The organism is Streptomyces sp. NRRL F-525 (genome assembly GCF_000716605.1).
Taxonomy (GTDB): Bacteria; Actinomycetota; Actinomycetes; order Streptomycetales; family Streptomycetaceae; genus Streptomyces.
Window position 1 is genome coordinate 56,220 of sequence record NZ_JNXE01000045.1, and the last position, 13,027, is coordinate 69,246.

General features: G+C 70.9%; 10 protein-coding genes. 8 read left to right on the forward strand and 2 right to left on the reverse strand.

Annotated features, from left to right (window positions below; genetic code table 11):
• Positions 1–119: 119 nt before the first annotated feature.
• The 3 genes from OO69_RS41855 (at position 120) to OO69_RS41865 (ending at position 2,487) form a co-directional block, all read left to right on the forward strand.
• Positions 120–725, forward strand: a complete 606-nt coding sequence (locus tag OO69_RS41855; protein ID WP_063744493.1) for a YdbC family protein — start codon at positions 120–122, stop codon at positions 723–725.
• A 140-nt stretch (positions 726–865) separates the two neighbouring features.
• Entirely contained in the window at positions 866–1,525 is a 660-nt protein-coding gene (locus OO69_RS41860; RefSeq protein ID WP_033286209.1) for a histidine phosphatase family protein, read from the forward strand.
• Between the two features lie 11 nt (positions 1,526–1,536).
• On the forward strand, positions 1,537–2,487 hold the full coding sequence (locus OO69_RS41865) for an ADP-ribosylglycohydrolase family protein (protein WP_051801614.1): 951 nt from the start codon (positions 1,537–1,539) through the stop codon (positions 2,485–2,487).
• Between the two features lie 210 nt (positions 2,488–2,697).
• Here OO69_RS41865 and OO69_RS41870 read toward each other — a convergent pair whose 3' ends face one another.
• Positions 2,698–4,245: an MFS transporter gene (locus tag OO69_RS41870; RefSeq protein ID WP_033286210.1), complete on the reverse strand. Its 1,548-nt coding sequence runs from the start codon at positions 4,243–4,245 to the stop codon at positions 2,698–2,700.
• Positions 4,246–4,444: 199 nt separating this feature from the next.
• Between OO69_RS41870 and OO69_RS41875 the strand changes: the two genes are divergently transcribed.
• The 3 genes from OO69_RS41875 to OO69_RS41885 all read left to right on the forward strand — a co-directional run bounded on the left by OO69_RS41875 (position 4,445) and on the right by OO69_RS41885 (position 6,562).
• Positions 4,445–5,068 (forward strand): TetR/AcrR family transcriptional regulator, encoded by a 624-nt coding sequence (locus OO69_RS41875; RefSeq protein ID WP_033286211.1) that lies wholly within the window; start codon positions 4,445–4,447, stop codon positions 5,066–5,068.
• A gap of 82 nt (positions 5,069–5,150) precedes the next feature.
• Complete coding sequence (locus OO69_RS41880) at positions 5,151–5,852, forward strand: ribonuclease HII (protein WP_033286212.1); 702 nt, start codon at positions 5,151–5,153, stop codon at positions 5,850–5,852.
• A gap of 68 nt (positions 5,853–5,920) precedes the next feature.
• Positions 5,921–6,562: a hypothetical protein gene (locus OO69_RS41885; protein ID WP_078652808.1), complete on the forward strand. Its 642-nt coding sequence runs from the start codon at positions 5,921–5,923 to the stop codon at positions 6,560–6,562.
• Positions 6,563–6,796: 234 nt separating this feature from the next.
• Here the strand turns inward: OO69_RS41885 and OO69_RS41890 are convergent, their stop codons facing one another.
• Positions 6,797–7,432, reverse strand: a complete 636-nt coding sequence (locus tag OO69_RS41890; protein ID WP_033286213.1) for a hypothetical protein — start codon at positions 7,430–7,432, stop codon at positions 6,797–6,799.
• A gap of 368 nt (positions 7,433–7,800) precedes the next feature.
• Between OO69_RS41890 and OO69_RS41895 the strand changes: the two genes are divergently transcribed.
• Both OO69_RS41895 and OO69_RS50885 read left to right on the forward strand, forming a co-directional pair.
• Positions 7,801–9,960 carry a RecQ family ATP-dependent DNA helicase gene (locus OO69_RS41895; RefSeq protein ID WP_033286214.1) on the forward strand — a complete coding sequence of 720 codons (2,160 nt, stop codon included), beginning with the start codon at positions 7,801–7,803 and terminating at the stop codon, positions 9,958–9,960.
• Positions 9,961–10,275: 315 nt separating this feature from the next.
• Entirely contained in the window at positions 10,276–12,294 is a 2,019-nt protein-coding gene (locus OO69_RS50885; protein WP_078652809.1) for a DUF4192 domain-containing protein, read from the forward strand.
• Positions 12,295–13,027: the final 733 nt, after the last annotated feature.

Genomic DNA, 13,027 nt, shown 5'->3' on the forward strand with positions numbered 1-13,027 from the left:
CCCAACTACTGGGCGATCAGCGTTCGTTGTCCATCGTGCCACGCGCGCGGGGGCGCATGCGCCGACGATCTCAGCCGGAGCGTGACCGGCGCCACGCTCGGTGGCCTTACGATGGCGCGGTGCTGGTCAAGTGGATTCGCTGCACCGTGGTTGACCGCCGCGGCTTCGAGCGCGGGCAGCGAAAGTGGGCGGGGCTTCTGGGGGAGCCGGGATTTCGGGGACAGGGGGGCGGCTGGAGCAGAGCGCGGCCAGGGGTGGCACACATTTTCGCGTTCTGGGAAAGCCGTGCCTTCTACGACTCCTTCATGGCCCGGTCCCACGACCGGCTGGCGTCGGCCCAGGCGGGCACCTTCAAGGACGCGCAGGTCAAGCTGTTCGACCACCGCTTCGACGTGAAGACCGGCTTCGAGCCGCGCTTCACCGACGCCGACCTGGTGCGGGTGGCCCTGTGCCGCGTCCACGAGGAGCGCGCCGAGCACTTCACGCTGATGCAGGAGAAGGTCTGGAACCCGGCGATGGCCGGTTCCCCCGGCATGCTCCGCGGACTGTTCGGCGAGGCCCCGGGACACGAGTTCATGGTGCTGTCGATGTGGCAGTCGGCCGCCGAGCACGGCAAGTACCGCGCCGAGCGGGTCGAGCGGCTCGCCCTGCGGGCCCAGATCGAGGCGGACATCGATTCCCTCACGGGGGACATCGTCCAACTGGAACCGTCCTGGACGGTTTGAAATCCCAACTGACGTCACCGGCGTCCCGCTGTGTGAATCGTGCGCCCCTATGTGGCCCATCGGGCACAATTCGTGTGACCTACGCCGTATGGAGCCCGTACGAGTGCTCGATATGCCGTGACTCGATCTAGGGTTTTGGCATGGCACGACCACGGCGCATCGTCCTTGTCCGGCACGGCGAGTCAACGGGCAATGTTGATGACACTGTGTACGAGCGTGAACCCGACCATTCCCTGGCGCTGACCGACCAGGGCTGGCTACAGGCGGAGGAGACCGGAAAGCGGTTGCGGGAGGTGTTCGGCCGCGAGCGCATCAGCGTGTACGTCTCCCCGTACCGCCGTACGCACGAGACCTTCCGCGCCTTCCATCTCGACCCCGACCTCGTCCGCGTGCGCGAGGAGCCCCGGCTGCGCGAACAGGACTGGGGGAACTGGCAGGACCGCGACGACGTACGCCTCCAGAAGGCGTACCGGGACGCGTACGGGCACTTCTTCTACCGCTTCGCCCAGGGCGAGTCCGGCGCCGATGTCTACGACCGGGTGGGCGGCTTCCTGGAGAGCCTGTACCGCAGCTTCGAGGCCCCTGACCATCCGCCGAACGTGCTCCTGGTGACACACGGCCTGGCGATGCGGCTGTTCTGTATGCGCTGGTTCCACTGGACGGTCGCGGAGTTCGAGTCGCTGTCGAATCCGGGGAACGCCGAGATGCGGATGCTCGTTCTCGGAGACGACGGCAGATACGCGCTGGACCGGCCGTTCGACAGCTGGCGGGACCCGGAGCCGTACGGGATCACCGGATAGGGGGCGGACCGATGATCGCCGACTCCTCTTCCGGTACCCCCGACCTTTCTGTTTCTCCTGTCTCTCCCGACTCCCTCGACGCGCGTCTGAACCGCGCCCTGGCCAGCTTGCGCGGACTCGCTGTGGGCGACGCGCTGGGCTCACAGTTCTTCGTCCCCGTGAACCACCCGCTGCTGAAGCGCCGCGAACTGCCCCCGACCCCCTGGCAGTGGACGGACGACACGGAGATGGCGTGCTCCGTGGTCGCCGTCCTGGCCGCTCACCGCCGCGTCGACCAGGACGCCCTGGCGCGGTCCTTCGCCGAGCACCACGACTTCGACCGCGGCTACGGCCCCGCGGTCAACCGGCTGCTGCGCCTCGTCCGCGAGGGCGGCGACTGGCGTGAACTGTCCTCCGCGCTCTTCAAGGGCCAGGGGTCCTGGGGCAACGGCGCGGCGATGCGGATCGCGCCCCTGGGCGCCTGGTACGCGGACGACCCCGAGCAGGCCACCCACCAGGCGGAGATCTCCGCCTACCCCACGCGTCAGCACCGTGAGGCCGTGGTGGGCGCCATGGCCGTCGCCGCGGCCGCCGCGCTGGCCGCGGCCCCCGGCGGCCCGCCTAGTGGCGAGGCACTCCTCGACGGCGTCATCGCACTCGTACCGAAGAGCGCCGTCGGCGCGGGCCTGCGGCGCGCTCGGGACATGCTCGACTACGCCGATTCCGGAACCGTCGCGGCCGTTCTGGGCTGTGGACGCCGTACGTCCGCCCACGACACGGTTCCCTTCGCGCTCTGGTCGGCCGCGCGCGGCCTCGGCGACTACGAGGGGGCGTTCTGGGCCACCGCCCAGGTCGGCGGTGACGTGGACACCACCTGCGCCATCGTGGGCGGCGTGATCGCCGGTGGGCGGGCGGGCACGCCGCCCGCCGAGTGGCTGGAGCGGACGGAGGCGCTGCCGGGCTGGGTGCCGACGTCCGTCTGACGTCCTCACCTCGCCGCCGGGCAGCACCGTCCGCATCCGATCGAAACTCTCCGTGCCCGGTGGGAACTCTCCGTGACCACCCGTCCGTTGTCGTGGCAGTCGCTGTGCGGCACATGAGTCCGCACAGGCAGGACACGGCAGTTGGGGGGTGTGGTCATGAGGTTCTCGCTGGGGTCCGTGGGCCGGGCCCTGATCTGGCCCGGCCGGCGGTCAGGCGACTCCCGCACCCGCCGTGCCCGCGAGGGCTTCGAGGTCACTCTTGCGGACGCGGATCACCAACCAGGCGGTGACCAGGGCGAGTACGGCCATCGCGGCGGCCGGGACGAAGGCCGTCGCGATGCCGTGCGCGAGCACCTCGTGCCCCCAAGGCGCGGGCAACTGGTGCGACTTGGAGAACGCCGCCTTCTGTCCCGCCGATCCGTCCGCCAGGAACTTCGGCAGTTGCTTCTTCGCCTCGTCCTTGATGGCCGAGCCGAACACCGTGGTCAGGATGGACAGACCGAGCGAACCGCCCACCTGCTGCATGGCGTTGAGCAGCGCGGAGGCCGCGCCCGCCTCGTGCTGGGCGACACCGGAGACGGCGGTGACCGTCAGCGTCACGAAGTTCAGGCCCATCCCGAAGCCGAACACGAGCATCGGACCGAGCACTCCGCCGACGTACGAACTGTCCGAGCTGATCAGGGTCTGCCAGGCCAGCCCGATCATCGCGAGCGCCGAGCCCATGAGCATGAAGGGCCGTGGCCCGAGCACCGGCAGGAAGCGCTGGGACAGCCCCGCGCCGGCCGCGATCACGACCGTCACCGGCAGGAAGGCGAGACCCGCCTGGATCGGGGTGTACCCCAGCACGTTCTGCACGAAGAGCACGATGTAGAAGAACATCCCGAACATCGCGGCGGCCAGGCTCAGCATGATCACGTAGGTGCCCGAGCGATTGCGGTCGGCGAACATCCTGAGCGGGGTGATCGGCTCCTTGGCCCGGGACTCGGTGATCACGAAGGCCAGCAGCAGGACGATCGCCGCGGCGAAGGACCCGATGGTCAGGCCGTCGCGCCAGCCCTTGTCCGCCGCGCGGATGAAGCCGTAGACGAGGGACGCCATGCCCGCCGTCGAGGTCAGCGCGCCCGCGATGTCGAAGCGGCCGGTGTGCCGTTCGGACTCGTTGATGTACAGCGGTGTGAGTACCGCGATCAGTACGCCGATCGGCAGGTTGACGAAGAACACCCAGCGCCAGTCGAGCCATTCGGTGAGCATGCCGCCCGCGAGCAGTCCGATCGCGCCACCGCCCGCCGAGACCGCGGCGAAGACTCCGAACGCCCTGTTCCGCTCAGGCCCTTCGGGGAACGTGGTGGTGATGAGTGCCAGCGAGGTGGGCGACGCGATCGCGCCACCCATGCCCTGCAGGACGCGCGCGGCCAGCAGCTGCCAGGGTTCCTGGGCGAGACCGCCCAGCAGCGAGGCGAAGGTGAAGAGCAGGATGCCGGTGGTGAACACCCGCCGCCGGCCGAGGATGTCACCGGCCCGGCCGCCGAGCAGCAGCAGGCCGCCGAAGGTGAGCGTGTAGGCGCTGACGACCCAGGTGAGGTCGGTGGTGCTGAAACTGAGTGCGGCTTGAATGTGCGGGAGCGCGATGTTCACAATCGTCGCGTCGAGTACCACCATGAGTTGGCAGGCCGCGATGACCGCGAGCGCGATGCCGGGATGCCCCTCCCGGCGGGCCGCTCCTGGCTTGGGGTGCTGAATCAACTGAGAGGTTGTCACTATGGGTCCCCCACAAGTGTGTTAGTGAACGCTCGCGTTCACTGCCGCGTCAACGGTAGTGAGTCCCCGACAGTGAACGCAAGCGTTCACTTAACTCGCCTTCGTGCGGCATCTCCCCGTCGCTGCCGCGTGACGCGTCCCCGATCCCCCACCCCGATCCCCGGAATTCCCCATTCCACTGCTCGCTGGAGAAACTCAGATGGTTACTTCGGGCTGGACGGCCGCCCCCGCTCGGACGGCCTCCCTCCGACGCCGTGGCGCCGTGCTCGAACGCGCGATCCTGGACGCCGCGTTGGAGCAACTCGGCACGGTCGGATGGAACGCCCTCACGATGGAAGGCGTCGCCGCCGGCGCCCAGACAGGCAAGGCCGCGGTCTACCGGCGCTGGTCGTCGAAGGAGGACCTCGTCGCGGACGCGCTGCAAGCAGGCCTGCCGCGCCTGAACGAGGCGCCCGACCTCGGGAGCGTGCGCGAGGACCTGCTGGCGTTGTGCGTGCAGGCGCGCGACGCGATGTACTCACGCCCTGGGTGCGCCCTGCGCTCGGTGATTCACGAATGCGACACCGCCCAGGCGGAGCGCTTCCACGGCGTGATCTTCGAAGGGGTCGTGGAACCGACGATCCGACTGCTCGGAGAGGTGATCAACCGCGGAATAGAGCGCGGCGAGGTCCGCCCCGACGCCTCCAACGGCTATGTCCTGGACGCCGTCCCGGCGATGATGATGTACCGATCGAAGATGTGCGGCAGCGAATGGGTCGACCGCGACATCGAGGAAATGATCGACCAGTTGATGCTTCCGCTGCTCCGGCCCGGCGGTGCGTGAAGCCGGATCGGAGCGGTCTTCGGGGGGCTCACCGAAACCCGGGTGTCGCTGAGGGCGCCGGGCGGCGTACCCTGAGCACGCCATGCCGTACGAACCACCCACTCATACCGTCGAGCGCTCACTCCGCGCCACGACCGGGGCCAAGGTCATTGCCGGCGTCGACGAGGTGGGGCGCGGTGCGTGGGCCGGCCCCGTCACCGTCTGCGCGGCGGTCACTGGACTGCGCCGACCCCCCGAAGGCCTCACCGACTCCAAGCTCATCGCGGTCAGACGACGCACCGAACTCGCCGAGGAACTCCGCAAGTGGGTCTCGGCGTACGCCCTGGGGCACGCCTCCCACGAAGAGATCGACGACCTGGGGATGACGGCCGCGCTGCGGCTCGCCGCGGTGCGTGCTCTGGAGGCCTTGCCCGTTCGCCCCGACGCGGTCATCCTCGACGGGAAGCACGATTACCTCGGGGACCCCTGGCGGGTCCGTACGGTGATCAAGGGCGACCAGTCCTGTGTGGCGGTCGCGGCCGCTTCGGTGATCGCCAAGGTTCAGCGCGACAAAATGATGGCCGAACTGGGCATCGACCATGCAGACTTCGCTTTCGCGGCCAACGCCGGGTATCCCTCACCCGTGCACAAGGCCGCACTGGAGGAGCGGGGCCCCACCCCGTACCACCGGTTGTCGTGGGCGTATCTTGATGCGCTGCCCCAGTGGCGGCACCTCAAGAAGGCCCGCAGTTGGGCGGAGGGAAACGTTCCGAAGATCGAGGGCCAGCTCGGTTTCGACTTCTGACCGTTCCGCTCGCACTCATGTGCCACCCGCTGCCGCAAGCCGCATCAGCGTTTGATAAAAATCAGCTCATGCCTCTCATTCCCGAGGAGCCTCAGATTCACGAGAGTGCCCAGGGTCCCAGCGTCACTCCGGCCACTGGCCGCGTCGCGCCGACCCCCCGCCCTGTACCCGGCCCCCGCCCCGCGGCGCCGTCGCGTCCCGGTCGCCCCGGCCCCCTGCGGCCCACGGCACCGGCGCAACGTACGCCGCGCGACGTGGCCGTGGCCAAGCCCGGACCCTCGGGTCCGGCTGTCCCCGCCTCCTCCGGCACCGCTGTGGCGACCCCGCAGATCCAGCTGATCCCGGCCTCGGCCGAGGGCGCGCTGGACGCTGCCGAGGAAGCCGTGGACCTGCTCCTGGAGGCGGGCCGTGCCCCCGGTGACGTGCTGGTGATCACCACCGGCGAACCGCACCCGTGGGCCGCCCATGAACTGTCCTTCGGTGAAGCCTCCTACTGGGCGCAGCACGACGCGCGCGACGACGTCTTCTACGCGGACGCCGCCGTCGCGGGCCGGGCGGCGTCCCGTCCCGTCGTCGTGGTCGCCGTCAACGGAGGCGCGGCCGACGTTGCCACCACCGCCCTGCCCCTGGCCCTCGGCCGGGCCGGCGCCCTGCTGATCGTCTGCGGCGACCCGCAGCAGATCAACTCGGTGCTGGGCGCGGGCGTCTGACCCTTCCGGGAACACCCGGAAGGCTCGCGGAGGGCGACGGCGGTCAGATGAACGCCGTCGCGACGGTCTGAGCACGGTGACGCATTCGGCGTGCGCGGAATTCTGGTGCCGTCGGTGAAGTGCCCCTGCCACGGCTGTACTTGTGCCCCGCCACCGAAGTGTGGGCGACTCGGCGTCGTAGAGACTCCGCAATGACAGGGCCGTACGGTCCGGGCGCGGAGCCCGGACCGGGTGTCAGCGGGCAGCGGCGCGGCGCAGAACCTCCGAGGCGGCGCCGCCGGTGCGGGGCAGGAGGGGTGGTACCTCGGACATGGCGAAAGGTTCCGGCGCGGAGTCCGCGCTGGGCCGTCGGCCGCCGCGCCCCTCACCGAGCACCTGCCAGCCGTCACGGGTCAGCGTGATGTAGGCCCCGCAGCGCAGCCCGTGCAGGGTGCAGGCGTCCCGCAGCCCCCACATCCATGCGCCGTCCTCCTCCGTCCAACGCGCGTCGCCCTCACGGCAGTAGAGCAGCACGGCCGTGCGCACCGGGGTACGGCGGCGCAGATCGTGCGGGATGACGCGGCGCAGCTGCGCGAGCAGCGCGTTGCGGAACATCCAGCCGTCGGCCGGGGCGGACCGCCGGACGAACGAGGCGCTCGCGAGCAGCCGCTCGTCCGGATCGAGGACGGCCACGACCGCGGTAGCCGGTCTCGGCCGGTGTCGGGAGTGCAGCCCGCTGACGACCTCGCGCGGATTGCGCAGCAACGGGATGCCGGCGGCGGCCCATTCGGAGGGCTCGAGCAGACGGGCCAGGGGGTTGGCGGAAGCGGCGGACAGGTCGGCAGACGTCGACGTGGATGCCGCGGAGGACGGAGCGAATCCGAAGGTCACGGTCCTCCCTTCGGCTACGCGCCCACACTACGGGCGGGGTCGGATTCGGGGGAGCGCACACCGCAGCAGAGCCCTACCGGATCACGGACGAGCCGTGCGGGGAGCGGACTCCAATTCTTCCTGTCGAACTGGGATGCGGCAACGAGCAAATGGGGCCACAGACCCTTATCTGACGGTCTGTGGCTTATATCCCTACCCAATGAGCCACCCGGCGACGCCTGGGACGTTCGGGCACGACACTTTCGTACGCCATTGAGGTGCGGGAGGTCCAGAGGGAGCCGGTCGGACGGGGTGCGGGACACGGGCCCGCGCGCTTCGTCGCGGCGGGGGATTGGGCCGTTGTCAGTGGCGTGCGGTTGCATGGGGGCATGAGCAACCAGGAGCTGCGTGCCGAAGCCGACGCCATCCTTGCCGAGCTGGTCGGTGATCAGAGCGGTACGGCGCGGCTGCGCGAGGACCAGTGGCAGGCGGTGGAGGCCCTGGTGGAGGACCGCCGGCGCGCGCTGGTGGTGCAGCGCACCGGCTGGGGCAAGTCGGCGGTGTACTTCGTCGCCACTGCCCTGCTGCGCCGGCGCGGCTCCGGTCCTACGGTGATCATCTCGCCGCTCCTGGCGCTGATGCGCAACCAGGTCGAGTCGGCGGCGCGGGCCGGTATCCGGGCGCACACGATCAACTCGGCCAACCCGGAAGAGTGGGACGACATCTACGGAGAGGTCGAACGGGGCGAGACCGACGTCCTCCTGGTGAGCCCGGAGCGGCTCAATTCCGTCGACTTCCGCGACCAGGTCCTGCCCAAGCTCGCCGCTACGACCGGCCTCCTGGTCGTCGACGAGGCGCACTGCATCTCCGACTGGGGACACGACTTCCGCCCCGACTACCGCAGGCTGCGGGCGATGCTGGCCGAACTGCCCGCCGGCGTACCGGTGCTGGCCACCACGGCAACCGCCAACGCGCGCGTGACGGCCGATGTGGCCGAGCAGTTGGGCACGGGCGCGGGGGAGGCCCTGGTGCTCCGTGGCCCGCTGGAGCGGGAGAGCCTGCGGCTGGGAGTGGTCCAACTGCCGGACGCCGCGCACCGTTTGGCCTGGCTCGCCGAGCACCTGGACGAGCTGACCGGCTCCGGGATCATCTACACGCTCACCGTGGCCGCGGCCGAGGAGGCCACCGCCTTCCTGCGCCAACGCGGCTTCAAGGTGGCCTCGTACACCGGGAAGACCGAGAACGCCGACCGCCTGCAGGCTGAGATCGACCTCCAGGAGAACCGCGTCAAGGCCCTCGTCGCCACCTCGGCACTGGGCATGGGCTACGACAAGCCGGACCTCGGCTTCGTCGTCCACCTCGGCTCGCCCTCCTCGCCGATCGCCTACTACCAGCAGGTGGGCCGAGCGGGTCGCGGTGTGGCCCACGCCGATGTGCTGCTCCTGCCCGGCCGCGAGGACGAGGCCATCTGGCGCTACTTCGCCGATACGGCCTTCCCGCCCGAGACGCAGGTCAGGCAGACCCTCTCGGCCCTCGCCGACGCCGGACGGCCACTGTCCGTGCCGGCCCTGGAGACGGCGGTCGACCTGCGGCGCAGCCGCCTGGAGACGATGCTGAAGGTCCTGGACGTCGACGGCGCGGTCAAGCGGGTGAAGGGCGGCTGGGCGGCCACGGGCGCGGAGTGGGCCTACGACGCCGAGCGGTACACCTGGGTGGCCAAACAGCGCGCGGCCGAGCAGCAGGCCATGCGCGACTACGTGAGTACGTCCCAGTGCCGGATGGAGTTCCTGCGCCGGCAACTGGACGACGAAGGCGCGGTGCCGTGCGGCCGCTGCGACAACTGCGCGGGCGCCTGGATCGATTCCTCGGTCTCCGCGGAGACGCTGACGGGGGCGACGAAGGAACTGGACCGCCCGGGCGTGGAGGTCGAGCCGCGCCGGATGTGGCCGACCGGGATGGCCGCGCTGGGTGTCGACCTCAAGGGCCGTATCCCGGCGAAGGACCAGTGCTCCACCGGACGTGCCCTGGGACGGCTCTCGGACATCGGCTGGGGCAACCGGCTGCGCCCGCTGCTGGCCGAGAACGCGCCCGACGGCCCGGTCCCCGACGACGTCCTGAAGGCCGCGGTGGCGGTCCTCGCGGACTGGGCGCGCTCTCCTGGCGGTTGGGCACCGAATGTCGCGGACGCCTCCGCCCGGCCCGTGGGCGTCGTGGCCGTACCGTCCCTGCGCCGCCCGCAGTTGGTCGGTTCCCTCGCCCAGGGCATCGCGAGCATCGGCCGCCTCCCCCTCCTGGGCACCTTGACGTACACCGGACCGGACGGCACGCACGGGGCGCGTCGCAGCAACTCCGCCCAACGCCTCAGGGCCCTGTCCGACGCGTTCGCCGTCTCCGGGGAACTGGCCGATGCCCTGGCCGCCTCTCCCGGCCCCGTCCTGCTCGTGGACGACTACACCGACTCGGGCTGGACACTCGCGGTCGCTGCCCGACTGCTCCGCCGGGCAGGAAGCGAACAGGTGCTTCCGCTGGTTCTGGCTGCGGCGGGCTGAGGTTTCGCTTTCGGGCGCCTTGTCGTAGGCCGCCTCTGGTCGAGGTGATGGCGGTCTGCGGTGCGGTGATTCGCGCTGGGCCGGGGCGAGTTTCGGTGGTGCGGAATTGCCTCGGGCGGGGCGAGTTTTGATCACGGCGACCGAATAGCCTCAGCGGCCCGCTCCCCGCAGGGCGATCGCACCTTCGCCGCGGGCGGCCCGGATTTCCTGGCCAGGTGGGCCGACTTGGGCCTGGCGAACCTCATGTGGCGTGTCCCTGACCGGACTTATCCACAGGGTCAAGCGGAACTTTGCGATCCGCGAGATCGTCGATGCATGACGAACCACAGCGAAACGACCGGATCAGCCGAAAATGGCGACATCGACCCCACCGCGTACGAGCGACACGGCGCCGAGCACCAGGTCACCCTGCGCTCGCCCGCCGAACTGGCCGACGCCCTGCCCTATCTGCTCGGGTACCGCCCCGAGGACAGCATCGTCCTCGTCGCCCTGCACGATCGGGGCGGCCGGGGCCGGTTCGGCGGCAGGGCCCGGCTCGGAATTCCCGCCGGCGCGGACGACTGGGCCTCCGTGGCACGGCAGTTGGCCCACGGCCTGGTGACGGGCAGCGAGCGCAGGGGAACCCGGCCCGAGCAGATGATCGCCTACGTCTGTCAGGAACCGGCGCCGGGAGAGTCGGGGCGCCAGGTCATGGAACGTCTGCGCCCGCTCGTGCAGAAGCTGCGCACCGAGTGCGGCCGCCTCGACGTGACCGTGATCGAGGCGCTCTGCATCTCGGACGGCCGGTTCTGGTCGTACTGCTGCCCGATCGAGGGGTGTTGCCCGGTCGACGGATCCCCGATGGGCCTGCCCGGCACCTCCGTACTGGCCGCTGCGGCGACCTACGCGGGACTTCAAGTGCGCGGCACGCTGAGGGAGTTGCGAGCCAGGCTGCAGCCCTGGGAGACGGCTCTGGCGCTTCGGCAGGAAGTCGCGCTGGACGCCGCCGGTATGACCCTGGTCCCCAGGATCCTCGATGACGCCAGCCGCGGGGACGTGGCGCAGGAGACCTTGGATCTGGCCCGGCGGATCATGAGGCGATTCGCCGCGGCATCGCACGTGTCCGGTGCCCTCCACGCGGACTTCCGCGACGACGCGCTGCTCGCCCACGACGAGGCCGCCACGCTGATCCTCGGCCTCCAGGACCGCACGACCCGCGACCGCGCCGCCGAGTGGATGGAGGGCGACGACGCGGTACCGGCCCTGCGCCTCTGGCGCGCGTTGGCCCGCCGCTGCGTCGGACCGTACGCCGAACACGCCGCGGCCCCTCTCACGCTGGCCGGCTGGGTCGCCTGGTCGACCGGCGACGACCTGGAGGCCAGGGAAGCCCTGGCGATGGCCCTGGGCGCGGACCCCGACTACCTGTTCGCCCGCCTCTTGCACCAGGCCTGCAACGAGGGCCTGGACCCGGAGTCGATCCGGCGGTGTCTGCGTGCGGAGCGGGTGGGGCGGGTGGAGATTACGGAAGGTGGAGAGGCGCCGGGCGCCGGGAGGGTGACGGGGGTTGGAAGTGCGGTGGGAGCCGGTGTAGCGGCGGGAGTTGGAGATAGGGCTGGAGTCGGTGGAGCGGCGGGAGTTGGAAAAGCGGCGGGAGCTGGAGCAAGGACAGGAGCCGGAGGGGCGGCAGGAGTTGGGGGAGCGGCGGGAGTTGAGGGAGTGGCGGAGGTTGGAGAAGGGACACGAGCCCGTGGGGCGGCGGGAGTTGGAAAAGCCGCGGGAGCTGGAGGGGCGACGGGGGTTGGAGAAGCAGCCAGCATCGGAGAGGTAACCGGAGTTGGGGGAGCTGCGGGCGCCGGAGAGGTGACGGGCGCTGGAGGGTCTGCGGGCATCGGAGGCGCGCCGGGAATTGGAAGGGCAGCGGGAGCCGGAGGAGCGGCCGGAGCCGGAGGAGCGACGGGAGTTGGAAGCGCGGCCGGAGTCGGAAGCGCGGCCGGAGTCGGAGAGGCAACGCCCGCTGGAGGGCTTGCCGACGGCCCGGAGGTCGCCGACGGTTCCGCACAGCCCGGCGCGACCGGTCCCGGCGACGGCCCGGCACCGGAGGCTTCCGCCCCCGCAGCCCCTCGTCGTCGGCGCCGCACCCGAACCGCCGACGGAGCCGAAGGCCGTCCCCATCCCTCGGGCGTGAACGGCCGTCGATCCGGCACCGACGGATCCCGTCCGCGCACACCGGCGCAGGGCACCGCACGCCCCGGCAGCACACGGCCGCGTACCTCTGGGAAGGCCGATGCGCGGCGCTACGACACCTGCTCGGAGACGCCGCAGCCTGGGAGCAACGGCATTGAGGGGGACGGGTGATCAATGGTTGGGGGAGTGGCAGGCCGCCCCGCCGGTCCAGTGGTCGGCCCGGTGCGTTCGGAGCTTGGTTCCACGCTTGGCTCCACCGGGGCGTCCGGCGGCTGACGGCGACTCCGCAAGCGGTCAGCGTCCCCAGCGCGCGGGCTGACGCCGGACTTGCTGCTGGACTTGCCGAGGTGCACGCGGCGCGAGAAACGGGCGCGTGCGGCCGACGGACCGGGCACCGGTTCGGCGGACGCCGGGACCGGGGGACCGGCGCCAATTGTCCGCCCCCTTCGTCCCCCGCACCGCGCCGCCATTCGGTCGGCTTCCCAGGCAGCGGGCGTGACCACGAGGAGCCCGGTTCCGTTCACCTGAGTGGCGGAACGCCTGAACGGGCCGTGTCGCCGGACAGCCCTTGTCCTCCCGGAACCGTCCATCCGGCGCCGCACACGTCTGAGGCGCACAGAGCGCAGAAGAAGCCGCCCATGCATCAGCCGACTCCGCCCTCCGCCGCCGACGACGACCGCCCCGACTCTGTCGACCCCGAGCCGCGCCCGAGTCGGGCCACCAACTCATCGCCGCCGTACGGGAGCACGAGCCCGGCACAGCCGTACCGCGGCACCGACTCCGCGCCGCCACACACAGGCACCGCTGATCCCGAGCCCCCGCCGCAACCGTCCCATCCACCGGCAGAAGGGCGGGCACCCGGCCAGATCCGCCGCCCACCCCTACTCCCACCCCCGCCCCCACC